Source organism: Clostridium pabulibutyricum (assembly GCF_058242705.1).
Map to the genome: position 1 here is coordinate 1 of NZ_JBZAYZ010000002.1, position 26235 is coordinate 26235.

Annotated in this window: 21 protein-coding genes and 2 other annotated features; of the genes, 4 read left to right on the top strand and 17 right to left on the bottom strand. The window is 32.8% G+C overall.

Annotated elements, in window-relative coordinates; genetic code table 11:
- Positions 1-214 precede the first annotated feature (214 nt).
- The 3 genes from AC4CVH_RS03320 (at position 215) to AC4CVH_RS03330 (ending at position 3396) form a co-directional block, all read left to right on the top strand.
- Positions 215-724 carry a flavin reductase gene (locus AC4CVH_RS03320; protein ID WP_490786315.1) on the top strand — a complete coding sequence of 170 codons (510 nt, stop codon included), beginning with the start codon at positions 215-217 and terminating at the stop codon, positions 722-724.
- A gap of 337 nt (positions 725-1061) precedes the next feature.
- Entirely contained in the window at positions 1062-1622 is a 561-nt protein-coding gene (locus tag AC4CVH_RS03325; protein ID WP_490786316.1) for a tyrosine-type recombinase/integrase, read from the top strand.
- A gap of 130 nt (positions 1623-1752) precedes the next feature.
- Complete coding sequence (locus AC4CVH_RS03330) at positions 1753-3396, top strand: HD-GYP domain-containing protein (protein WP_490786317.1); 1644 nt, start codon at positions 1753-1755, stop codon at positions 3394-3396.
- Positions 3397-3625: 229 nt separating this feature from the next.
- Here AC4CVH_RS03330 and AC4CVH_RS03335 read toward each other — a convergent pair whose 3' ends face one another.
- The 8 genes from AC4CVH_RS03335 to AC4CVH_RS03370 form a co-directional block, all read right to left on the bottom strand.
- A complete protein-coding gene (locus AC4CVH_RS03335; protein WP_490786666.1) occupies positions 3626-4555 on the bottom strand; it encodes a S66 peptidase family protein in 930 nt (309 codons plus the stop codon).
- Positions 4556-4618: 63 nt separating this feature from the next.
- Positions 4619-5443: a methyl-accepting chemotaxis protein gene (locus AC4CVH_RS03340; RefSeq protein ID WP_490786318.1), complete on the bottom strand. Its 825-nt coding sequence runs from the start codon at positions 5441-5443 to the stop codon at positions 4619-4621.
- A 127-nt stretch (positions 5444-5570) separates the two neighbouring features.
- The gene (locus tag AC4CVH_RS03345; RefSeq protein ID WP_490786319.1) at positions 5571-5960 is read right to left on the bottom strand and encodes a hypothetical protein; all 390 of its coding nucleotides are present in this window, start codon (positions 5958-5960) and stop codon (positions 5571-5573) included.
- A gap of 88 nt (positions 5961-6048) precedes the next feature.
- A complete protein-coding gene (ilvD, locus tag AC4CVH_RS03350) occupies positions 6049-7707 on the bottom strand; it encodes a dihydroxy-acid dehydratase (protein WP_490786320.1) in 1659 nt (552 codons plus the stop codon).
- 111 nt (positions 7708-7818) lie between these two features.
- Positions 7819-9516: a biosynthetic-type acetolactate synthase large subunit gene (ilvB, locus tag AC4CVH_RS03355; RefSeq protein WP_490786321.1), complete on the bottom strand. Its 1698-nt coding sequence runs from the start codon at positions 9514-9516 to the stop codon at positions 7819-7821.
- A gap of 27 nt (positions 9517-9543) precedes the next feature.
- A complete protein-coding gene (gene ilvC / locus AC4CVH_RS03360; RefSeq protein WP_490786322.1) occupies positions 9544-10557 on the bottom strand; it encodes a ketol-acid reductoisomerase in 1014 nt (337 codons plus the stop codon).
- Positions 10558-10770: 213 nt separating this feature from the next.
- Positions 10771-10967: a binding site (T-box leader), on the bottom strand.
- 441 nt (positions 10968-11408) lie between these two features.
- Positions 11409-11607, top strand: a binding site (T-box leader).
- A gap of 129 nt (positions 11608-11736) precedes the next feature.
- Positions 11737-12681 (bottom strand): AEC family transporter, encoded by a 945-nt coding sequence (locus AC4CVH_RS03365; protein ID WP_490786323.1) that lies wholly within the window; start codon positions 12679-12681, stop codon positions 11737-11739.
- Positions 12682-14856, bottom strand: a complete 2175-nt coding sequence (locus tag AC4CVH_RS03370; RefSeq protein ID WP_490786324.1) for a DNA topoisomerase III — start codon at positions 14854-14856, stop codon at positions 12682-12684.
- Between the two features lie 316 nt (positions 14857-15172).
- Here AC4CVH_RS03370 and AC4CVH_RS03375 point away from each other — a divergent pair, with 316 nt between their 5' ends.
- Positions 15173-16126 (top strand): 3D domain-containing protein, encoded by a 954-nt coding sequence (locus tag AC4CVH_RS03375; RefSeq protein ID WP_490786325.1) that lies wholly within the window; start codon positions 15173-15175, stop codon positions 16124-16126.
- A gap of 67 nt (positions 16127-16193) precedes the next feature.
- Here the strand turns inward: AC4CVH_RS03375 and AC4CVH_RS03380 are convergent, their stop codons facing one another.
- The 9 genes from AC4CVH_RS03380 to AC4CVH_RS03420 all read right to left on the bottom strand — a co-directional run bounded on the left by AC4CVH_RS03380 (position 16194) and on the right by AC4CVH_RS03420 (position 26107).
- Positions 16194-16523, bottom strand: a complete 330-nt coding sequence (locus AC4CVH_RS03380) for a HesB-like protein (RefSeq protein ID WP_490786326.1) — start codon at positions 16521-16523, stop codon at positions 16194-16196.
- 86 nt (positions 16524-16609) lie between these two features.
- Complete coding sequence (gene mnmM, locus AC4CVH_RS03385) at positions 16610-17182, bottom strand: tRNA 5-(aminomethyl)-2-thiouridylate-methyltransferase MnmM (protein WP_490786327.1); 573 nt, start codon at positions 17180-17182, stop codon at positions 16610-16612.
- A gap of 49 nt (positions 17183-17231) precedes the next feature.
- Positions 17232-18608 (bottom strand): PH domain-containing protein, encoded by a 1377-nt coding sequence (locus AC4CVH_RS03390; RefSeq protein WP_490786328.1) that lies wholly within the window; start codon positions 18606-18608, stop codon positions 17232-17234.
- Positions 18605-19105 carry a PH domain-containing protein gene (locus AC4CVH_RS03395; protein ID WP_490786329.1) on the bottom strand — a complete coding sequence of 167 codons (501 nt, stop codon included), beginning with the start codon at positions 19103-19105 and terminating at the stop codon, positions 18605-18607. Before AC4CVH_RS03395 ends, AC4CVH_RS03390 begins: the two co-directional genes overlap by 4 nt.
- Before the next feature lie 39 nt (positions 19106-19144).
- Positions 19145-19624 (bottom strand): S-ribosylhomocysteine lyase, encoded by a 480-nt coding sequence (locus tag AC4CVH_RS03400; RefSeq protein WP_490786330.1) that lies wholly within the window; start codon positions 19622-19624, stop codon positions 19145-19147.
- 80 nt (positions 19625-19704) lie between these two features.
- A complete protein-coding gene (locus AC4CVH_RS03405; protein WP_490786331.1) occupies positions 19705-20403 on the bottom strand; it encodes a response regulator in 699 nt (232 codons plus the stop codon).
- 2 nt (positions 20404-20405) lie between these two features.
- The gene (locus AC4CVH_RS03410) at positions 20406-23072 is read right to left on the bottom strand and encodes an ATP-binding protein (protein WP_490786332.1); all 2667 of its coding nucleotides are present in this window, start codon (positions 23070-23072) and stop codon (positions 20406-20408) included.
- Between the two features lie 44 nt (positions 23073-23116).
- On the bottom strand, positions 23117-24961 hold the full coding sequence (locus AC4CVH_RS03415; protein WP_490786333.1) for an APC family permease: 1845 nt from the start codon (positions 24959-24961) through the stop codon (positions 23117-23119).
- Positions 24962-25078: 117 nt separating this feature from the next.
- Entirely contained in the window at positions 25079-26107 is a 1029-nt protein-coding gene (locus AC4CVH_RS03420) for a stage II sporulation protein P (RefSeq protein WP_490786334.1), read from the bottom strand.
- Positions 26108-26235 lie beyond the last annotated feature (128 nt).

The following is a 26235-nucleotide window of genomic DNA, read 5'->3' on the forward strand; positions in this document are numbered from 1 at the left end:
ATAGCATAAAAAACTTACGAAATTATTTTTTAAAAATTAATTGTTTCTAAGGTTTGTTTGCCATACCTTAAATTAATAGCATCAAAACAATAAAGCACCAGCAAAAAACTGGTGCTAATAATTAAAACTTTTTGGGACATTTTCAAAAATGCTTGACATATTTATTTAAAATTATTCTTATTAATTAAAGTTATAAAAAGGAGGATACATGCAAATGTCAAATTTAAATAAAATTGATCCTTGTCAATTAAACAAAAGTACTTTTCAACTTATAGGAAAAGACTGGATGCTAATCACTGCCGAAAAAGATGGAAAAGCGAACACCATGACTGCAAGCTGGGGCGGTTTTGGAGTCATGTTTAGAAAAAATGTTGCATATATAGTTTTAAGGCCTCAGCGTTACACAAAAGAATTTATCGATGGATCAAATAAATTTTCCCTGTCATTTTTAGATGATAGTTTTAGAGATACACTGAATTATCTTGGAACTGTATCTGGCAGGAATGAAAATAAGATCCAAAAATCCAATCTTACGCTCTCACATTACAAAAACATACCTTATTTTGAAGAGGCAAAACTTGTAATTACCTGCAAAAAACTTTATGCACAAACCTTCGATCAAAAATCTTTCGTTGAAACCTCAATTATTGATGAATGTTATCCTAAAAGAGATTTTCACACTTTATATATATCTGAAATAGAGGATATACTTGAAAAAAAATAGCAATAATTTTAAAAGCAGACATTGGATTTAGTTACCAATCGTCTGCCTTTTTATATGTTTATAAAAACTGCTTTTAGGGTATACTATGAGATAATATTTACTAAAAAGAGTTGTTTTATGAACTTGGATATTTAAGGCAATTTATAATCTTATTATAGATTGCGTAAAATTTTATCATATTATGAAACAATTCTATTATTTTGTTTCATTGATATTATTATTGACAAGAGTAATACCAACACTTTTAGCAAATATATTTGCAAAATCAATCAAAAAATGCATAAATACAATGAAACGTTTTTGTATCTAGTAATATTACATCAGGAGGTATATTCATATGACAGTAGAGCCAATAAGAGATAAACGTAAGATAAAGCAAATATATTATTATTTAAAAGGAAAAGATTTAAAATATGGGTTGTTATTAAAGTTTGGATTAAATACCGGTCTAAGAATAAGTGATATATTGCCAATTAAAATAAAAGATATTTTTACTGACAGGTGGAATTATAAAGATTATTTAATTTTAAAAGAAAAAAAGACAGGAAAAGAAAAAAAAATAAAGCTTAATGATTCCATTAGAAAGGAGATAAATAATTATATAAGGCAGAGGAGTGTTACATTTGAATCATACCTGTTTCCAAGTCGCAAGGGTGGTCATATAAAAAGAGTTCAGGCTTATAAAGTATTGAAAGAGGGTTCTATAGTTTGTGGAATTGAGAATTTTGGTACACATAGTTTAAGGAAAACCTGGGGGTATTGGACATATAAAATGTCAAAGTATAATATAGGACTAATAATGGACACTTTCAATCACAGCTCGCAAAATATAACCCTTAGGTATATAGGAATAAATCAGGATCAAAAAGACAAGTTATATTCCATTGTTCAATTTTAACGAAAAAGGTACAATAAATTAGCAGAAACTGTAGTAAAAAGTAGACAGTTAATCTATTATATGATATATATATATTATGAAACAAAATAATAGAATTGTTTCATTGATATTATTATTGGTGGTGATTAAATTGCTTCAATCATATAAAATAGAGTCTACTGAAAATTCTACGGACGTCTTATTAAACTATTTAAAGAAATATTTCAACTGTGATTTAATATTGGCTTTTAATTACACTGAAGATAGTGCCTTTATTACAATAGACGAAATTCTGAGTGTAAAAGATATTGAACCTGAACTTACATCAAAGTTGTCAAAAGTACAAATTGATAATTTCTACAAAAAACTTTTAAAACAATCTCGCCATGAAAACAGTATTATCTACTTAAAAAATGATAATACGATACATAATTCTATTTTTGATAAAAATTCAGAAGATGAATTATTTATCCCTATGCAAATCGAGAAAAATTCAATAACATTTATATATTTATGTTCTCTTCATAACAATAAATGTATGAATGTCGACTTTATAAGTAAAGTTAACTTCAAACCCATGCTGTACTGCTTAATAAATATATATAAGTCTCTTTATAAAAGACGTGAATTCACTTTCGAACTTATTAACATACTCACAAAAATAACAAAAGAAAGAGAACCTATGTTAGTATTTCATCCATACAATGTAGCAGATATTTCAAAAAAAATAGCAATCCAATTGAAACTGAGCAGTAAGCTTATTAACAAAATATATTTTGCCGGTTTATTACATGATATAGGTAAATTATACATAAATAAAAATACTCTAAACAAAACAGGCAAACTGACGAAAGATGAATATAATTTATTGAAAAAACACAGCACCTACGGTTATAATTTGTTAAAAAACTTGTATCCGGACATAGCTATTTACATAAAACACCATCATGAAAAAATAGATGGCTCAGGATACCCTTACAATTTAAAAGGCAAAGAGATCCCTCTGGAAAGCAAAATAATCTCTGTAGCAGATGCTATAGACGCAATGCAGTCATCTAGAAGTTATAATACCCCCAAGAATATGGACGCTTCAATTACAGAACTTCTTCAAAGTACAAATCAATTTGACAGTGAAGTAGTAAATGCGGCAGTAACAGTGTTGATGTCATCTAAAAGAAGCGATACTTACAACTTAGACAATGAAATTGAATGGAGTACAATTACAATAACAACTCAGAAAGAATTCTATTCAACAGATGGAATTTTAAGAAGAACAAACTACGGATACAGGTTTATATCAAACCAGATAAATTTTTCATCAGACATAAATGTAGTTGATATTCAATCCATAAACCTCTATATTTGCAAAAGCCAGACCAAGATATACCAGTATGGTATATTTTATAGCCATTTTACCGAAAATATTTTATATATAAAAGATATCAACCAAATCAAATCAAACGATTCATTTAACATAGAATGGATATTACAGGGCATCTTGGTATTTCAGAAATTACCTATAAATAAAATTTCAATATTTAAACTTGGTGGTAACTCACTTATGTTTTACTTTGATATAAATATAAAAAAATATTATTCAAAGGAACCTTTTTACATAAAAATTAATTTTAACGACAATGAAAATGTACTTGTTGAAGGTTTTCTAACTCAGCTATTTAAATCAAATTCGAATTATTATTACGAATTCAAATATACAAACATTCCCGAAACCACACGTGAAAAGATTTTTAAGAAGATCTTCGAAAAACAAACACAAATAAACAAAGTATTCTAAAATCAACAATTCAGACTAAAAGTCAAATTTATATTATTATACCACAATTTCTCTATTATAAATTTATCTTTTCTTAAAAAGCACACAAATAAAGCTCTGGACAGATCCAGAGCTTTACAAAGTATATATCTTTTAACTTAATGGAGTAGATAGCCAATTTAAACTATTATATTTTTATTATACAATATTTTGAAAACAATTACAAGATTTTAATGTAAATAAATGTTGTTCATGCTTGTACTGTAGGTTCAATCACTGTCAACGTATTATTATAAGTATTAAGATTGGTCATGGCTCCTATTGGTATGGTCATTTTATAAGTTCCGTGTCCCGATGCCAAATTTGTCATAAGAGGCTTGTTAAGAGGTACCATAACTTCATTGATCAAATCTTCATATGACTTACCGTATGAAGATTCACAGTTCGTGCATTCTCCCATGATTATACCTTGGCAGTCATCAAATTTCCCCGCCAATATCAAATGATTTATATACCTGTATACTGTATTTATAGGTTCTCTAACTTCCTCAATTAAAATTATCTTTCCTCTCGTATCAACTTCAAATGGCGTGCCAAGATTGTCTACAAATGATGTAAGATTGCCGCCTACCACAACTCCAGTTACATTTCCGAATACTTTGCTTACTAGTGGCATTCCAGGAGGATTTTCAAGTCTTCTAGATAAAACAATTGTGGATGTAGCCTCCAAAAATTGATTTATATTATATGCTGGAGTCGTAGGTTTAAAATCTATCAATAGAAGGCTATGAAAAGTAATTAGCTTACAACGAACATACAATGTATTCAATAATATTGTTATATCACTGTATCCCGTGATAATTTTGGGATTCTGTGCTATAAAGTCATAATCTAAATATGGTAAAATTCCTGCAACGCCAACACCTCCCCTTGAAGGTATTATTGCTTTAACTTCCGGATTTCTAAACATCATCATAAGATCTGATGCTCTTTGTTCCGCTGTTGCCGAAACATATCCATCATACGAATACACGTACCTTCCGACAACTACCTTAAATCCCATATTTCTAAGAGTTTGTATGCCAAGATTAATTGAATTTGCAGATAATGGACTGCCTAAAGTAACTATTCCTATTGTATCCCCAGGACTTAAAATCTGTGCTCTTACTACTATAATTATTCACCTTCCAAATAACTTATTGATACTTATCCAATAATATATATTACTTTTATTAATTAAATATTACTCTATTTTTGCCATACTACTTACAATCTGAGCACTTTTGGTGATTTCACCCAATGTGGCTGTCACTTCCTCCGTTGCTGCTGATTGATTTTCTGAAACAGATTTAACCTCGTTTACTATTTCAAAAATATTTTTAATATCTTCATTTATTTTCAATAATATGTCTGAAATTTTCTTTGATGATTCATTACTTGATTGGGCTAATTTTCTGATTTCATTTGCCACAACTGAAAAGCCTTTTCCAAATTCACCTGCCCTAGCTGCTTCTATAGCTGCATTAAGTCCAAGCAAATTTGACTGTGACGCTATCCCCTGTATGATTCTTATAATTTCATTGCTTTCCAACAGCTCTTTTTCTGATTGCTTTATAACCTTTGAAAGATTTTCTATCATATTGAACAATCTGTCCGAACCCGCACTTATTTCCTCAATACTTGCATTGGTTTCTTCAAGTGAAGAAAATAAATTTTCGGCTGACTCTTCAACTTTAGATTGTTTGTCCAAACTTCTTCCTATTGCTATTCCTCCTAAAACCATACCACGTGCATCCTTTACTGGATATGATATCTCTCTAAATGAAATTCCGAATATTTCTTTTGGTACTACTGTATTATGAGGTTTTCCATCCCTTATAGCCTTATACAGGTTACTGTCAATTGGTATTCTTTCATCTACATTTACCTTTATATCCAAAGTGTCTCCAGGCTCGTAATATAAATAGGTTGAAGTGTCAGCAACCGCTACAGCTATATCTTCAAGCAGTATATCTTTAATTACCGGCATAACTTGTAAATATGCTTCTAAACCTTCGTTTTTCACCATAATGATTCTCCTTAAAATATATTTTACTTACAACACTAATATTCGATAATAATCGACTTTTTTCCTGCCGAAAATATTTATTTTAGCAACAAATATTTTGAATTTTTAACTTATGTAAAAGAGCTGCTTATCTAAGCAGCTCTTTTACATCTTTATATACAAGTGTGTTGGATATTCCTCCGTAATACCTTATAATCCCGTCTATAACAACTATGGGTGGATAAAATCCTCTTTCTATAATTTCCTCAACTCTATTTTTCTCATAAGAAATAACTTCACTTTTATTAAGACTTATAAAACTAACATCCACATTGTCACATATATCAGTGTTTTTTAAATATTTACAGAGGTTCTCACACAGCTCTTGCAAAGTTATCTCATTTTTTTCGGAAGAACTGCATCCACTGCAATTTCCTTTTTCACAATGTGCACTGCAGGAATGTTTGTTCCCACTGGAACATCCTTGAAAAATAGTCCTGTCTTCATAACCATATATATTTATCTTTATTATATCCATCACAGTAAGTCCTTTCAGAAAAATATATTTTGACAACTAAATTATATCATATATATTTTCCCGAGGAACCTGTATATATTCAATAAATTTACTTAAGTACTGCACCCGTATTTGCAGATGTAACCAACTTTGCATACCTTGAAAGATATCCTTTTTTTATCTTTGGTTCAGGTTTCACATAGCCTTCTCTTCTTCTTTGAAGCTCAGAATCACAAACCTTGAGTTCAAGATTCTTATTTTTTATATCTACAAGAATTGTGTCACCTTCTTCTACAAGTCCTATAAGTCCTCCTTCCATGGCTTCAGGGGAAACATGTCCAATAGATGCGCCCCTAGTAGCTCCTGAAAATCTACCATCTGTTAAAAGTGCAACATCTTTGTCAAGCCCCATTCCTGCTATAGCTGACGTTGGTGAAAGCATTTCCCTCATTCCAGGTCCTCCCTTAGGGCCTTCATATCTTATTACTATTACATCGCCTTTATTTATCTTGTTTCCAAATATTGCAGAAACAGCTTCTTCTTCAGAATTAAATACTCTGGCAGGTCCTTCATGCACCATCATTTCATCTGCAACTGCAGACTTTTTTACCACGGCACCGTTTTTAGCAAGATTTCCCTTCAGTATTGCTATCCCGCCCTCTTTATTATACGGATTATCAAGATTTCTTATTATATCATAATCAAGCACTTCATAGTTTTCTATAGTTTCTCCCACAGTTTTTCCTGTAACTGTCATACATTCCTTGTTTATGAGATTGTTTTTTGAAAGTTCGTTCATTACAGCTGGTATACCGCCTGCCATGTGAAGGTCTTCCATATGATGTTTTCCGCTTGGACTTAATTTCGCTATACATGGAGTCTTTTTGCTTATTTCATCAAAAAGATCAAGATCAAGTTCAAAACCAGCTTCATGTGCTATAGCAGGGAGATGCAGCACTGTATTTGTAGAGCCTGCAAGGGCCATGTCAACAGTTATTGCATTTTTAAATGCATCGATTGTAAGTATATCACTTGGACGTCTATCATTTTTCACACAATCCATAATATACATTCCAGCATGTTTTGCAAGCTGATTTCTCTCTCCTGTTTGTGCAAGTGCAGTACCATTTAAAGGAAGACCCATTCCAAGGACTTCGGTTAAGCAGTTCATACTGTTTGCTGTAAACAGACCAGAACACGACCCACATCCAGGACAGGATCTTTTTGCTTCATTTTCAAGTTCTTCTTCAGCTATTTTACCGTCACTACACGCCCCCACCTGTTCAATACATGTACTGAAATCTAGGCTCTTGCCTCTTAATTTTCCTGCCCTCATAGGTCCTCCACTTACTACAACGGCAGGAATGTCAAGTCTTGCAGCAGCCATAAGCATTCCAGGTACGACCTTGTCACAATTAGGTATCATGACAAGACCGTCAAAACCATGTGCCATTGCCATAGCTTCAATAGAGTCAGCTATTAATTCTCTACTTGCAAGTGAATACTTCATTCCTATATGTCCCATTGCAATTCCATCACAGACTGCAATGGCAGGAAACTCAATAGGTGTACCACCAGACATTGCCACTCCTATTTTCACAGCCTTTGCAATTTCGTCAAGGTGCATATGACCTGCAACTATTTCGTTCTGAGAATTTACTATGCCTATCAGAGGCCTCTCTATCTCCTCACTGGTATAACCCATACCATACATGAGCGCTCTAGCCGGAGCTGCTTTTATTCCGCTTTTCACCAAATCACTTTTCATTTATGAGTCCTCCTTTAATTTTACTTCAAGTTATAAATAAATTATCCGCAATCTATCAATTTATATTAAAAGCCCCTTTATATTTATGATTCAAAAACAAATTTTAAAACATCAACCTATGCTTTCCATTATAGATGCACCCGGTGGTACTATTGGAAATACTTTATCATGCATATCAATGCAGCATTCTACTATAACAGGTCCCTTTTGCTCTAAGGCCATCCTAAGACCACTTTCTACCTGGCTGGATTTTGTTATTCTAATAGATTTTATTCCATACGCTTCTCCAAGTTTTACAAAATCAACATCATCGGTAAGTTCTGTAAAACAATACCTCTTGTTGTAAAACATCTCCTGCCACTGATGAACCATACCGAGTGTTCTGTTATTCAATACCAGCTGGACAAGCGGCAGATTATATTTTGAAACCGTCGCAAGCTCGTTTGAATTCATTTTAAAACTTCCATCTCCCGCGATATTCAAAACTTTTTTATCAGGATTTCCAAAGCATGCTCCTATGGCTGCCCCAAGTCCGAATCCCATAGTCCCAAGCCCCCCTGATGATATAAAAGTTCTTGGTTTCAAAAACTTAAAGTACTGCGCTGTCCATATCTGATTTTGTCCAACTTCCGTTGTAACAAAGCAATCTCCTTTAGTAAGCTTGTAAAGCGTATCTATTACATATCTTGGATCAGGACATTCATTCTCTTCTGATTGAAAATCATAATAATTTTCACTGTCCTTTTTTTTAAGCCCTAATATTTTTTTCATCCAAGCTGAATGACTTTGTTTTTCCATCTTGTTATTCAAAATATCCAGTGCGTTTTTTATATCTCCTCTTATGGCAACATCCACATCAACATTCTTGCCAAATTCTTTAGGATCTATATCTATATGAATTATCTTTGAGTTGTTTGCAAAAGCACTGACCTTGCTTACTACCCTGTCGCTGAATCTTGCACCTATAGCTATCAAAAGGTCACAATTTGTAACTGCATAATTCGAGCATCTGCTTCCATGCATTCCTATCATTCCAGTATAGTTATCCATGTCTCCCGGGAATGCCCCAATTCCCATAAGCGAACATGCAACTGGAGTATCGAGTTTATCGGCAAATTCAAAGAGTTGTTTTTCAGCTCCGGAGGATATTGTCCCCCCACCTGCATATATCATAGGTTTTTTACTATTTTTTATAATTTCAACGGCTCTGTCTATATTATCAACGTATTTTTGCGAAAGCGATTCAACTTTTTCTCTGTCATATGATTCATCACAGACAATATCAAGCTGTTCCAAATTGCTGTCAATCTCGGAAACTTGAACATTTTTCGGGATTTCAACAACGACAGGCCCCTTTCTGCCGGAAACAGCTATCTTAAAAGCTTCATCCACAACACGCTTTATATCAGAGGGTTTGTTTATAGTAAAAGTCCTTTTAGTTATTGATTTTACTATACTTGTAATATTGACCTCCTGAAATGAATCCTTTCCTATAAGACTTTCAGGAACCTGACCAGTAAATACAATGATTGGCATAGAATCCATGTATGCAGTAGCAATACCTGTAACAGTATTTGTAGCCCCAGGACCCGAGGTTGCAATAACAACCCCGACCTTTCCTGTTGACCTTGCATAGCCATCTGCAGCATGAGCCGCCCCTTGCTCATGTGCAGTTATTATATGATTCAATTTTTCCCTCATATCATATAGTGCATCATATATAGGCAGAACTGCTCCACCAGGATATCCAAATATAGTATCAACTCCGTGTCCTATAAGACTTTTTAAAAGTACCTCAGCCCCCTTCATAGTCACAGCCTCCTTTTTTATAATAAACTATTCATTATCAGGATTTTCATTTATCCATGACATCATTGATCTAAGTTCTTTTCCTACTTTTTCAATAGGTGCATTTTGTTCCAATTTTCTTCTTGCAGTAAATCCAGGTCTTCCAGTCTGATTTTCAAGGAGCCAATCCCTTGCAAAAGTTCCATCCTGTATTTCCTTTAATACCTTCTTCATCTCTGCTCTGGTATTCTCATTTATTATTCTCTTGCCTATCTTGTAATCACCATATTCAGCAGTATCACTTATTGAATATCTCATTCTATTGATTCCGCCTTCATACATAAGGTCAACTATCATCTTCATCTCATGCATGCACTCAAAATATGCGTTTTCAGGAGCATATCCTGCTTCTACAAGAGTATCAAATCCTGCCTGTATAAGTTCAGCAATTCCTCCGCAAAGTACTACCTGCTCACCAAACAAATCAGTTTCAGTTTCAACTTTAAAAGTTGTAGTCATAACACCTGCTCTAGTTCCTCCAATCCCTTTTCCATAGGCAAGAGCTATTTCTTTTCCTTTTCCAGTATAGTCTTGATATACTGCATATAAGCAAGGCACACCTGCTCCAAGTGTATATTCTCTTCTAACTATATGTCCCGGTCCTTTTGGAGCTATCATAAGTACATCTATATTTTTAGGTGGTACTATCTGGTTAAAGTGAATATTGAAACCATGTGCAAAGAAAAGTGCATTTCCTTCATCAAGGTTGTCCTTTATGCTGTCTTCATAAACTTTCCTTTGTTTCTCATCAGGTATTAATACCATGACGATATCTGCCTTTTTAACAGCTTCTGCTATTTCATATACTTCAAATCCATAGTTCTCGGCTTTTTTCCATGACTTACTTCCCTTATACAAACCAACTATTACATCAAGTCCACTTTCTTTTAAATTCAAAGCATGTGCATGTCCCTGACTTCCAAATCCAAGAACAGCTATTTTCTTACCTTTCAAGATATCTAAATTTGCATCCTCATCATAATAAACTTTCAATTTTTCCATAATAAATTTCCTCCTAATATTTTTATTTACATAATTTAATTTGATACATAAATCTAAAGAAAAATCATACGAGATCAGATATAAAAATATTTAGATAATTTCTAATGTTGGAAATATTTTAAATCTGATAAAGTCAAGCAAATTTTGTTGCTTTGTACCGTCCCCATAATATTTATATAAAATTTTATATAAAAAAAGCAACCAACATTCTCTGCTTGGGGCGAGAAGTTTGGTCGCGCGGTACCACCCAAAATTTTTACTCAAAGTAATAACGGTTCTACCGATAAAGCCTACTTAAATTTCAACTCATAACTCCGAGGCTACCTTCAATAGCTAAATCCATGAGTTCCCACCAAACCTCACTCTCTAAGAAATTATCACTATCTACTCTTCCTCATCATTGCTTTTATACTCAATTACACCAAACAGACACAAAGCAAGACCATATAAAAAATAAGGTCAACTAACTGTTCAGCATAACATTATTACTTCATTACTTTAAATTTACTTTTAACAATTTACTTAATCAATATTTAGTGTATGTGACGATAATAATACCTAATGATAAAATTGTCAATAGTTTTTCAAAAGTTTTTTTGTAATTAAATTTTTCTACATATATAGGTTTTATTTTAATTTAAACTTGTATTTTAATTTATAAAGTAATGCCTTAGACTCAATATGCATTAAATTATTTATGATATTTTTAAAAATATACGTATTATATTAATAAACAATCAATTATTTTATGTATTATTTGAGTATTTATCTTAAATTTAGGCGTTGAAAATAAATAATAGTGCTTTTAAATATTGACACAAATATTTTTTTATAGTATAGTGTTTGCAAATACAAAAACGATGACAGAGACGAGTAAACAAAAATATGCTTTCAGAGAATAGGGATTTTGGTGTGAACCTATAGGCTAAAGTTGTTGAAAATCACTCTAGAGTTGCATGCTGAAATGTAAAAAGTAAGTATTGCCGGCTATGCCGTTATATATACAAGTAGTAATTTGGGTGGTACCGCGAACAGACTTTCGCCCCATGGTTGGGGATATGTCTGTTTTTTTTATACTCTAATTCTACTTTATCTTTAATTTTTACTTTAATCAAAACATAATCAATACTAGTGTATAAGTATCAATAAACAAGTTAAAAATCATGACTACAACACATTTTATGTTATTATAGTCATGTATATTGGAATTACAATCATGCTCAAAATAGTAGTGATTGATGTTACTACTGCTGCATATTCACAATCTGCACCATATTGTCTTGCCACAATAGATGTGTTAGTCATTACAGGCATAGCTGCCTGTATTACGAAAACCTGCTTCATAAGATTTGGTACCGAAACAAATCTCGCAAGGAGCATTATAAGAAGCGGAGATACTACAAATCTGCCTATAATAACAAATATTATGTCCATACTAATCTTTACTTTTCTTATATCTACATAATAAATTGTTATGCCTATAAACAACATAGAAAGCGGTGTTGTCATTTCTCCAAGATATTTGCACGTATCCATAACAAACCCTGGAAGCCTGATATTCAGCATTATAAGTATAATTGCCAATATAAATCCCATGAGAGGAGGAGAAAATACTCTCTTAAGCGTATTTACAGAAAATATTCCAGAACCTTTAGCTTGTCCTAATCCATCAGATACTATTCCATAAGAACCTATTGTCCAAAAGAAAACAGTATTGGATATATAATATAAAAGCACATATGGTACACTTTTAGCACCAAACAGCGACATATTTATAGGAAGCCCTATAAATATGGAATTGGAAACAAAAAACATGGATCGGAATGTACCTATTCTTCCTTTTTTCACTTTTATTATTTTAGAAATTACTACTGCCACTACATATCCTACAGCCATTGAAACTATAGGTATTATAAGTCCCTTTCCTATATGATCCAGTTTGTCTTTTGTAAAATTATTCATAAGATTAGATATCATCAAACATGGAAGTGCAATATTGCACACAAGCCTTGAAAAAACCTTCGATATATTTTCATCAAGCCACTTATACTTCGTCAGCATAAACCCTACACATATCATAATTACAATACTTAATATACTTCCTGCTGCATTAAACCCCGCCATCTAGTCTACACCACCGATATCATTGATTTTTCTAAGAGCATCTGCAAGAGAAGAATTTATTGGTTTTTCATTTTCATGATTCAATTTTTTAAGATATTTATTAGTTTCCCTCTTGTTTAGTTTCTCCTTGCTCCCATTAAATCTTCCATTAAAAGATTTTGCCTTTTCTCTAAAGCCACAGTTACTGCATATATATATCTTTCCATCACCTTTTCCACGAATTTCAAGTTTCTTATGGCATTCAGGACATCTTGCATTTGTAAATATACTTACATACTCCCTGTATCCGCAATTTCTATCCTGACATACATCCATAATTCCTTTCTTTCCTTTAACTTCAAGCATGTATTTTCCGCAATCCGGGCACTTTTTACCTGTAAGATTGTCATACTTGAACTTATTGCTGCTGGATTTTATATCATTTACAAGTTCAACTGCATATTCTCTCATGCTTTCTGAAAATGCATAAGGTTTCTTTTTTCCTCTGCTTATTTCATCCAGAGTATTTTCCCACTTAGCCGTCAATAGAGGTGATTTCAATCCTTCAGGTACAAGATTTACAAGTTGTTTCCCCTTTGATGTAGGAAATATTTGTTTTCCTTTTCTTTCAATATAGAACATATTAAAAAGCTTTTCTATTATATCGGCTCTTGTTGCCACCGTGCCTATCCCACCAGTTTTTCCAAGAGTTTCTGCATACACTTTATCAATTTTCATATATTTTTGTGGATTTTCCATGGCAGATAAAAGTGCTGCTTCATCAAATCTTGCCGGGGCACTTGTTTTGAGTTTTTCAATCTCCGCAGATACCACAGACAATTCATCTCCGTTTTGAAGCTTTAAGATATCATTTTTACCAGCTTTTTCCTTCCTGTCATAAATTCTTTTCCATCCCTGCTTCTTAGGAATGTTTTCTTTGCAATATAACTGTTCACCACATATATCTGCTTTTATTGAAACCTGAACATACTCACATGGAGGGAGAAGAACAGATATAAATTTTTTTACTACAAGATCATAAATATTTCTTTCTTCAAAACTCAACTTGGCCGGTAAAACACTTTCTTCTGTAGGTATTATCGCATGGTGGTCCGTAACCTTGCCATCGTCAACAAAGTTCTTGCTGGACTTTATTCCACTTTGTAAAACTTCTTTTATAAAAATTTTGTACTCTGAAAGAGATATTGCTTTCAAACGTTCTGGAATAGTCTCCAAAACATCTTTTGAAATATACCTTGAATCAGTTCTTGGATAGGTAAGTATTTTATAATTCTCATACAGTCTTTGCATTATAGACAAGGTCTGTTTTGCAGAATATCCAAATAGTTTATTTGCATCTCTCTGAAGTTCCGTCAAATCATACAATTTGCCTGGAAACTGTTTCTTTAAAACACTTTTCACCTCGGTTACCCTGCAAATTTTCCCTTTAAGTTTCGAAACTATTTTTTTCGCAATTTCATAATCAAATATACTGTCGCCTTTTTGACCAGTCCACTTTAGTGTAAAATCTGATGTATTTACTTTTATGTTGTAATATTCTTTTGGCTTGAAATCTTTTATTTCTTCTTCCCTTTTAACTATCATTGCAAGTGTTGGTGATTGAACCCTTCCTGCAGTCAACTGTGCATTATATTTACTTGTCAGTGCACGTGTCACATTGAGACCTATTATCCAATCAGCTTCTGCTCTGCACTTTGCTGCCTTGTACAAGTTATCATAATCTGATGCAGATTTTAAATTTGCAAATCCCTGCTCTATTGCCTTATTCGTTTGTGATGAAATCCACAGCCTTTTTAGAGGTTTATTTATATGAGCTTTTTCTATAATCCATCTTGCAACCAGTTCTCCTTCTCGTCCGGCGTCGGTTGCAATAACTATTTCTGAAACATCATTTCTGTTCATCTGTGATTTAACTATATTAAACTGTTTACCCGTTTGCTTTATAACAACTGTTTTTAAATATTTAGGCATCATGGGTAAATCTTCCATCTTCCATACTTTATACTTTTTATCATAACTTTCAGGATCAGCCAAAGTCACCAGATGTCCAAGCGCCCATGTCACAATATACTTGCTTCCCTCAACATATCCTGAAGATTTCCTGCTGCACTTAAGAACTTTCGCAATATCTCTACCAACAGATGGTTTTTCAGCTAATACTAATATTTTTTTCATATTTGTTTCCTTTCAAAATTACTGAATTAATTAATCTTATGTATTTTGTCATCCAAATTAAAACTCTTTCATAAGATATTATACGATTTATCATTATCATTTACAACTTAATATATATAAAGAGGTAGCAATTGCCTTCAAATAGCTCTGTACTGTCTGTTATTTCTTTCTATAAAATAGAATTAATTCCATATTAATCCATGTGAACTTGAGTTTTTATAGGTATTAATGGTATAATAAAAAACAGTATTACTTTTTTACATATAGAACCGCAGTAAAATCACGGTTCTATAATCAGTTATAGGGAGGAAATTAAATGAAGAGAAAGGCGTTATCTGCGGTTGTGATTCTAGCACTGACAACTATGATTAGTAACTGTGTATTTGCTCAATCAAGCCAGCTAAGCCAAACACAAGATAACAAGGTGCAACTGCAAAAAAAGGTTAATCAATTAGACACCCAGGTTAATTCTGTAATAAGCAAAATTAACCAAAACAAAGCAGACATGAATAAGATCAATCAAAATATTAAGAATACAGAAAAAAAATTAAAATACGCCAAAGATAAATCAAAAGCTCAAAAAAAGGTGTTTGACAGTAGATTGAGAGCAATGTACATGTCAGGAACTGACGGTTATATTGAACTATTATTGTCGTCAAACAGTTTTGAAGATTTTTTGTCGAGAGTTGATACTGTATCAAGAATAATTAAATTTGACAAAGGAATAATGGACAAACTGAAGAAAAATGAACAGACTATAGATTCTGAAAAAAAGAATTTGGTTTACCAAAATACAAAACTTCAAACTTTAAGAAATGGCAATGAAAAAATATTATCAAAATTAAATTCTGATATAGCCACTCAAAAAAATCTGCTTGCAAAAACATCAGCTAAAGAAAAGGAACTTTTAGCTAAAGAAGAAGAACAAAACAGCAGGCAGGTGGCCTTTAACAGTGCTCATTCATCAGGTGCAGTACTATCACGTGGCGGAAGCGTGAGTTCAGCATCAAAAGTTATAGCTGTAAACGCCACTGCTTATTCAGATGATGGGCTTACAGCAACTGGAGCTCATACATCCCAAGGAATCATAGCTGTGGATCCCAGAGTTATTCCACTCGGATCAAGAGTCTATGTTGAAGGTTATGGATACGCTGTTGCAGCAGACACAGGTGGTGCTATAATAGGCAATAGAATAGATGTCTTTATACCATCTGAATCAGGTGCCAGAAATTGGGGTATGAGATCGGTAAATGTATACATACTAAATTAATAATTAAAATACATTTGCTAAAAGCGCCGGCATTTTGTCGGCGCTTTTATTTTAAGTTTATTTAAGATTAACAATTACATTTAGAACATCCGCCGCATCCTGAAGGTGGTTCTATGAATGGTTTAAGTTCAAGCCCCATTTTACTGCTTTCACGACTGGATAATATAATAAATCCACCGAAGGAATTTATTATTTCTCTGTCAACTATAAAATTTATATCATTTACTGTATCTATAACATCATTTTCTTCTTCTTTTCCGGAATATACATTGAATATTGGTCCACTGCAGTTCGTTCCCAAATATTTTATTCTCAAATTATAATCTTCCACATTACTTGATACTAGAAAATCTTTAAATTCCCTATAAGCCTCATCACTAACTTTCATGAATTTCATAACAAACTTCCTCCTGCTTCAAATAAGCTATTAATTTGTTGATATTATATCGTACATTTTGCAATTAATCAATTTGAAAATCTGATTTATATTTTTTCTATACAAATAACTTCTGGAGGATCATTTATCTGATTCATAAAACATATTTTTAAAACATTGAATATTTTTTGATTCAACTCACTTACATAAGCTTCAATTTCCTTTTTTTCTCTTTTTCCCTCCAGATGCCCGTAATACACAGAAATTACAACAGCGCCTCCTCTTGCTATTAAATTCAACGCCTTCTCAAGAGCCTCAATTGTGGTTTTACATTTTGTTGTTATATTGTGGTTTCCTCCTGGAAGATACCCAAGATTAAAAATAATAAGCTGTACATTATTTGCTACATACTTATCCATATTTTCATGTCCATCATTTACAAGTACAACGTTTTTTTCTGTACAATTTTCCAAAATGCGTTTTGTATTGGATATGGCCGTCTCTTGTATATCAAATGAATATACAACACCGTCTTTTCCAACGATATTAGATAGAAATGCAGTATCTTTTCCATTACCCATAGTAGCATCTACTGCCCTGTCTCCAGCTTTCAATTTTTTCATACATATGCTTCTTGCTATGGATACCGCATTTTTATAGTAACTTTCCACAGTTCTCATCCTTTCACAAATGTATATTTAAAAGGGACTGCAATCAATTGTTTACATATTATTTGAAATTAGCCAAAATATTATTTTTTAAATTTTTAACTTTTAGTAACTTTCCCGAGCTTGAGCTATATATACTTATTTTATAATCACAAAAACCATGTCTTTCTTGAAAATAATTATAAGTTTTTGTAACCGCCTGAACTGCACTTACCTTTATTATTGATATTTCTTTGTTGAAGGCACCTCTTCCTATGTAAATAAGATTCTCGAATATTCCAAGGTGTGAATTCTTTATTTCAAGAATACCTGCTTCAAACAGTAAAACCAATAAAATGAAAGTAAACGGTGCATACTGCCTTTTAAAAATAAAAAAACCTGAAAAAACTACAATCCAAAACAATATTTTCTTGTAAAAAAATCTTCCAAAACCATTTCGTGATACTTTATATTTATCTCCATTATATTGGAAATTCTCAAGTATTCCGGCTAAAATAGTACTTTCCATCTTCTTTGTACAAATAGGATATAGTACGGCCCTTTCGCCTTCCTCATCACCATAACCTATACTTTCAATTTCCAGTGTGGAAAATCCAAATATCTGCATAAAAACCGTTCTTTTTATGTTTACTCCGTTTATCTTTTTAATTTCAAAGCTATAATTCTTTTTATTGAAAACTCCATAACTTATATTTATTTTTGAAGAATCCTTAAATACCTTGAAACCATAATACTTGAAAAATGTTCCTATTACAGAAATTACAATTCCCAAAAACAAAAGAAAAATTACAAAAGCTGCAATAATATAAATTCCCTTCGCTTCCACTTGTTTTACATATACTTGAGTATTTATGCTAAATATTTTTTCAATATAATCATTTATAAAATTTTGTATTACAAAAAGAACTCCTATTCCCTTGAAAACAGAATTTGAAACCACAGCGTATATAAAAAGTTCAAATGCCCCAGCCTTGTAAACTGTGGTTTCATCAATACCTTCCTGTTTTCTTTCCGAAGACAAAATATCTTTAAGATAAAACGCAGTATCCCTGTTCAATACAAATTTAAGTTCGCTTCCCTTGCTCTTGCTTTCTCCTGTATCTATCTTTATAGTTGAAGCATTAAAGACTTTTTCTACTATATTCTGGGAAATATCCACAGTATGTATTCTTGAAAAATGAATTTCAGTTTTGTTTACTTTAAAAAGTCCGTTTTGATAATATATGGAATTTTCCCTTATAGTAAAGAAATCTTTTCTCCAATTTATTATTTCAATTGCCAGAATCATAATACAAACCGCCAGAGCAATTAATAATGATTTAAAAATCCCCAATTCTCTTCCTACTAGTCCAATTCCTATAAATATACTTATAAATTGTTTTAAAAGCTTAAAGAAACCATAAAAAATATTCAGCAGATGATTTCTATAAATTTTCAACAGCAATCACCTGCCTGAATTATATTCTTGAGACTTTCAGCTATCTTTTCAGCTTCCATTGAAGTCACAGCTGGTATTTCCTTTGTTATTCCAGCTGTTATTATCTCAATTGACGAAACCCCATATCTCTTTTGAATAGGTCCCTGTTTTATTTCAAAATTTTGAACTCTGGAAATCGGTATCAAGGTTTTACTTTTGAAAAATATTCCATGTATAACTTCTATCTTGTCTTCAAATATACCATATTTCCATTCCTGATACTCCAAAAACGGCAAAAAATAACTATACACTATCAAAACAATTACCATTATTGAAATGCATAAATAAAAAATAAATTTTGCTCTGTCAGAATAAAGCAACTTGGGAACGATAAAGAAATGTGATAAAACCGCACATAAAATCAATATTATAAAAGAGAATATAGTTCTTCCAATAATCCATGACTTAACCGCACTTTTATCAATTTTTCTATAGTCGTCCAGGTTGTAATTAATCAATCATCTCTCTCCTTTTAAAATAAATCTAAACCATCAGTATTATTCCGGGTAAACAAGCCTGTCTTCACTTATATCCTCTAAAACTTCCTTAAGATATTTCCTTCCCCAGTAATTTGCCATTGAAAGATTCATATCAAGATAATTTCCACAATCTTTTGCTGCCGCACCTGGAACGTCTCCCTTGAATTCAGCTATAAACTTATACATTTTCTTTAAAAGTTCTATAATATCCTTCGATTCATAATCTCCTCCAAGTATAAGGTAAAATCCCGTTCTGCATCCCATAGGTCCAAAATAAACCACTTTAGATCCATATTCCTTGTTGTTTCTAAGGAATGTTGCTCCCAAATGTTCAATTGTATGAACTTCAGCAGTATTCATAACAGGCTCGTCATTTGGGCTTGTCATCCTTATATCGAATGTAGTAATAACAACGTCACCAAATTTATCTTTTCTTGAAACATACACTCCCGGTTTTAATTTAATATGATTAACTGTAAAGCTTGCAATTTTTTCCATCACGAATTACCTCCTGACAATTTTTATATAAATATTCTACAACTTTTTATAATTGATGTAAAATTTCAGCTTTAAAACTGCTATTCATCTGCAAGTCTGTAACCAACGCCAACTTCTGTATATATATACTCCGGACTTGCAGGATCTTTTTCTATCTTTCTCCTCAAACTTGCCATAAAAACCCTTAAAGACTGAGTTTCATTTCCAACGAAGGTACCCCAGATTTCACTTATTATGAAGTTGTGAGTAAGTACTTTTCCCGAATACTTGCAGAGAAGACATAATATCTTATACTCCATTGGAGTAAGATGTATTTCTCTGCCGCAAATTTCAACACGCCTCTTACTGAAGTCAACAACAAGCTGTCTCACTTTAAAAGACTCGACTTCGCCTTCGTCTACATTTCTTATTTTACTATGTCTGAGTGATACCCTTATTCTTGCAAGTAGTTCCCCTATACCAAATGGTTTTGTCAAATAATCGTCCGCACCAAGATCAAGTACCTCAACTTTTTGTCTTTCCTTTTCCCTTGCCGATACAACTATAATCGGCACATAAGAAAGTTCTCTTATCCTTGACACTACTTCAACACCGTCAATATCAGGAAGTCCAAGATCGAGTATTACAAGATCCGGCCGGTTTGACATAGTAAGGGCAACTGCCTCATTTCCCTTATCTGTTTCCACATAATCATATCCCTGTGTGGACAGCGCCGCAGTTATAAAATTTCGTATAGGCCTGTCATCTTCAACTATAAGAATATACGGCTTGTTTTCCATAATCAATCCATCTCCCTCACAGGAATGCTAAATTTAAAAACACTTCCGCCATCTTTTCTATTAAATGCCATTATTTTTCCTCCATGTGCATGCACTATCGATTTACATATTGCAAGCCCAAGTCCAACTCCTCTGCGGGAATCTGGTACTTCACTTCCATCTGTAAAAAATGTATCAAATATATGTGGAAGTATCTTCTCATCTATTCCCTTTCCACTGTCTATAACTTCAAAAACTGCATTTTTATTTTCTAAAAAGGCTTTTATGTATATTACAGATCCTTCCTTTGAAAATTTCGCGGCATTGTCTATAAGGTTTATAATTACCTGTTCTATAAGTCCCCCATCCATAGGAAGCATTATAACAGTTTCCGGCACTTTCACCTCTATTTTATGATCTTTAAAAATGCGGGAACTTCTCTGTACCGCTTCGGATAAGACTTCTTCAACCACTTCCATATTTTTGTTGATTTTTATAGTACCTCTTTCGTCAAACTTAGTCATTGAAAGTAAATTTTCAACAAGCCTCACAAGCCACTCAGTATCGTCATAAACTCCACTTAATAGTTTTACTTTGGTTTCTTTGTCTATAAAATCCCCTTTTTCAAGTATGGTACTTACAGAACCTTTTATACCTGCAAGCGGACTTCTAATGTCATGAGAAATTGATCTCAAAAGATTGCTTCTAAATCTTTCCTTTTCTATTTGAATTTTTGAATTTTCCTGTTTTTGTACAAGATTCTCCCTGTCCATGGCAAGTGCAACCTGACTTACAATACTCTTTGCGATAAATTTTTTTTCATGATCAACAGTACCTGGAAGGCATGATATCCCAATAACACCCATTACTGTATCCTTGGCTTTTATAGGAATATAATATCCCGAATTATTGTAAAAAGTGTCTGTACTATTTCCAGATTCCCTGCCAAAAGAAAAACTCCATTCAGCAGCTTTCTTTTCATTTTCCCGTGAAAATATGTCTTTGTCGGATTCCATATCACAATTGTATACATATGTGCTGGACAGCTTACCACCTTTTGGAATATAACACACTACAGTTCTATCAATCAATCGCGAAATGTATTTTACTCCAACTGCTACAACCTCCGAATTTCCAACCGAGCTTAAAAGCTTTCCACTTATAGTATACAATGAATGTGTTCTTTTTTCACGTATAAATGAATTTTTTGCTTCTTCCTGCAGCCTGTTAGTAAGTCCACCTATTACAGACGCTGCTATAAGAACCATTGCAAAAGTAGTTATATAGTTTTTATCATAAAATTGAAAAGATCCCCTTGGCTGTATAAAAAGATAATTAAACACGCATACGCCTATCAACGATGAAATGACTCCTACAAAGTATCCTGTAGTTTTTATATATGTAAGTATAATTCCAAGAATAAGTATCATGAATATATTTACTTCCGAAAGATCCATATATTCAAAAATTTTTGCAGCACATATAGTTGATACCATTATAAGCACGGCCTTTATAGCATCGTTAATAGAAAACTTCAATTTAAAATTTGATGCGGTCTTTATGAATGTCTTTCTCTTCCTGTGTATGGAATCCGTAACAACATATAAGTCGATGTAAGAACTTGAATTCATGATTTTATCTACAACATCTTTTGCATAAAAGTAAAAAAACTTGCTAGCGTTTTTATTGTTTTTTCCCATTACTACCTTTGTCGCATTTCTAAATTTTGCATATTTCAGTATGGATTCTGCTATATCATTGCCCCAGACTACAGCTATTTCCCCTCCAAGTTGTTTTGCAAGACTGAAATAGGAATTCAGTCTTGCCCTGTCCTTGTTTTTCATTTTGCTGAATCGTGCTGTTTTAACATACAGCATTATCCATTTTGAGTGATATGCTTCTGCCATCCTTGCAGCACTTCTTATTACTTTTGAAGATGACGGCGAAGAACTTATACAGGCAAGTATTTTATTCGACGTTGGCATAACATTGATGCTGTCTTTTAAAAGCCTGCTGCTTTCCATTTTATAACTTAGCCTGTCGGCAGTTTTTCTCAATGCAATTTCCCTTAAAGCATAAAGCTTTTCCCTTGTAAATGTTTTTAAAATACCGGATCTTATTGTCTCATTTACATATATATCTTCACTTTCAAATCTTTTTAAAAGTTCATCCGGTTCTATGTCCACAATTTCAACCTTGTCGGCACCTTCAAATATTCTGTCCGGAACAGTTTCTGAAATATCAATTCCTGTAAGGTTTGAAATTGCATCATTCAAGCTCTCAATATTCTGGACATTCAATGTAGTATATACATTAACTCCTTTATCAAGCAAATCCTGTATATCCTGCCATCTCTTTCTGTGTCTTTGCTCTCCAAAATTCAAATGCTCAAGTTCATCGACAAGTATGATATATGGCCTTCTACTTATAGACCCATCTAAATTAAATTCCTGTACTTTGGTCCAGCCATAATCTAAAGTATTGTTTTCTATTTTTTCAATATTTTTTGAAATACTGCTTATTTCCTCTCTTCCATGAGAATTGACAAAACCTATTACTACATCTTTTCCAAGTTTCTTGATTCTTTCAGCCTCTTTTATCATTGAGTATGTCTTGCCAACTCCAGGTGCGTATCCGAAAAATATTTTTAGTTTTCCTCTTTTGGTTTTTTTTATTTCATTTTGAGACATTCAAAACTATTCCTCTTTTCAAAAACTATATTTAAACTAAACCACTAATTTTCGTTTATTATATAAGGTATTGTAACTACTGCTATGTTTCTTTTTTTCAGCAGAACCGTCTTTATAAAAACCGCAGTCTGATTATGAAGTATGTTTCCCCACCATTTTGTAACGATAAATTGCGGTATAACAATTGTTATAGTATCATCTTCTCCAGCTGTATATTCCTCAGATTCTATAAATTTCACTAAAGGTTTTATTATACTTCTATACGGTGATTTTTTAACTACAATAGGTATCTTAACATTATATTCTTCCCACTTTTTAAGAAGTTTTGCAGTAGCCGAATCATCTATTGAAACATGAAACACTATTATATTCTGAGATATCGTTCTTGCATAATTAAGTGCTTTTAAAAATGATCTGTTTAGTGTATCTATAGGTACTATTACATATTTTTTCTGTTCCTTTAAATTTATATTTTTAGGTCTTTCATAAACAGGCAACCTGAGCTGGACTGCAACTTCATCATAATGTTTCTTTATTTTACACATTAAAAGCACAATAGCCGGTATCAATACAAAAATAATCCATGCTCCCTTTATGAATCTTGTAATTCCTATAATTATCATCGTCGCAAAAGTGAGCACAGCTCCTGTACCATTTATAAATGCCCTGTGCTTCCATCCGCTTCCACGATTTTTAATCCACCTCTTTAACATTCCCCATTGTGAAAGCGTAAATGATATAAATACCCCTACTGCATAAAGTGGTAAAAGATAATGTGTGTCTCCATTGAAAATCACAACAAGTACCGCAGATAAAAATCCAAGCACTATTATTCCATTCGAATAATTAAGTCTTCTCCCTCTTTTTGCAAACTGCCTCGGAGCATAGCCGTCTTTTGCCATAAGTGCAAGCAGCAGAGGAAGTCCTGCAAATGATGTATTTCCGGCCATAATCAATATAATAGCAGTTGATACCTGTATTAAATAAAAAATTATATTTCCGTTGAAAACCTGACTCGATATCTGAGCTAAAACTGTCACATTTGAATTTGGAACTGCGTGATATATTGTAGAGAGATATGAAATTCCTCCAAACATCAAAAACATCGTAATCCCAAGCAGGAACAAAACTGTTTTTGCATTTTTCTGAGATGGTTTTTTAAAATTGGGAACCCCATTACTCACTGCTTCTATGCCTGTCAAAGCAGTACATCCAGATGCAAAAGCCCTTAAAAATAAAAAAGCAGTGACTGTTTCCGATGCTTTAGGCAGGTCATACTGCATTTTGGGTATATAACCTGTCAAATGAACTCTTATAATTCCCCATACAATCATAACAAGTACGAGGAATATAAATACATAGGTAGGTATTCCGAATACTTGTGATGAATCTTTTATTCCTTTTAAATTTCCCACAACCAAAAATAGTATCAGAAAAAGGGTTATTGAAACAGCATGTGGAAGCAGCACCGGGAATGCTGAGGTAATTGCTGCAGTTCCGGCGGTTGTACTTACTGCAACTGTCAATATATAATCAATCGTCAGTGACGCACCTGCAACGAGTCCTGGAACAGTACCAAGATTATCCTTTGCAACAATATAAGAACCACCACCACCGGGATATGCATCTATTGTCTGACTGTACGAAAATACAAGCATGAACATTAAAAATACAATACACATGGATACATACAGCATATATTTATATGACATCATTCCGGAAAATGGGATAAGTACAATCAATATTTCCTCTCCCGCATATGCTACAGAAGAAATTGCATCACTTGACATTATGGGAAGTCCCCAAAAAACATTGAACTTTTGACCTTTCAAATCTTCACTTCTAAGTGTTTTTCCAGTAATCGCCCCTAAAATTTCTCCAATATTCATTCACATCGCCTCTAAGTCCATTTATTATAATTCAATATGTTATCATTACAGACATAAAGGTGAAGTTAAGATTATATCAAAATGTATAAAGATTGTATAAAAATTTCAACTTATATACTATTTTAAAACCTGTGCAATTATTCTTGCTGCATACTTCATCGAGGCCTTGGACTCGACTGTGCTATTTGCATTCGAACCTACTTCCATAAGCATTGCATTATTGCTTTTATCCTGATTAAAATATCTTGTTCCATAATTATAATAGCATATTCCCTTGGTCAGTCCAGGATAAAGTTTGTTTGACAAACCAATGATCTGGTTCACAAGAGCTATATTTTTGCTGAAATGAGGATTCTTTCTTGCCATCACAAACATTATTGTAGATACATTTTCCCCATTTACCTTGACTGTAGTTAAGTTCTTGTTTTCAGATGCATCCCTATGCATGTCTATAATAAGCTTGAAATCACCATATTTTTTTAAGTATTTATCAAGAGTTACGGAGGACCTTGAATAACTCTGAGTATAAGCTTCCGCATCATGAACAGTCTTGTCATTTATTGCAGATATCCCATATTTATTGAGCTCGGATACAAGCTGATCTCCAACGGCACATACATTTTTGCTGTTGTCGAAACTGTTGGCTCCACCAGGCTTGTAACTTTCAGTTGTGTGAGTATGATATATGAGAACATCTGGTTTTTTACTGCTAATGCTTCTTTTCAATTTAGGATCAAATACAGCCGCTGATTTATCTTCAGCACCATTATTGGCTTTGGCAACCTCTTTGCTGTCAAGCTTAAACTGGTCTACACTATTGTCTTTAACATCAACTCCAAGAAAAGCAATTTCTTTTCCAAGTATTCCTATAGGATTTTTCACATTTACATCAAATATCTCAAGAGGAGTATTGGAAAAAGAAAAACTGTTCTCAGCCATATCATCTTCATTGAAACTTGTAGCCTTTACAGCAGGCATTGCATAATTCAACACTTGTACATAAAACATATTGCCTTTGGATCTTCCCTGTTTCATTCCGGATGCCTGAACAAAATAAGGTAAAACTATAACAAGTAAAAGACTTATAATGATTGTAGCTATTTCAAAACCAGAATTGTATTCTTTGTTAAATCTCCTATAATTCAATAAATTTGCAGCTCATCTATAAAAAGCCGCTTCCCTCCCCTTCATTAGTTATTTACTTTAATTACTAATATATATGATGATTTTTTTGATTAAATTACTTCAAGTGTAAAATCAACCAAATTATTGAC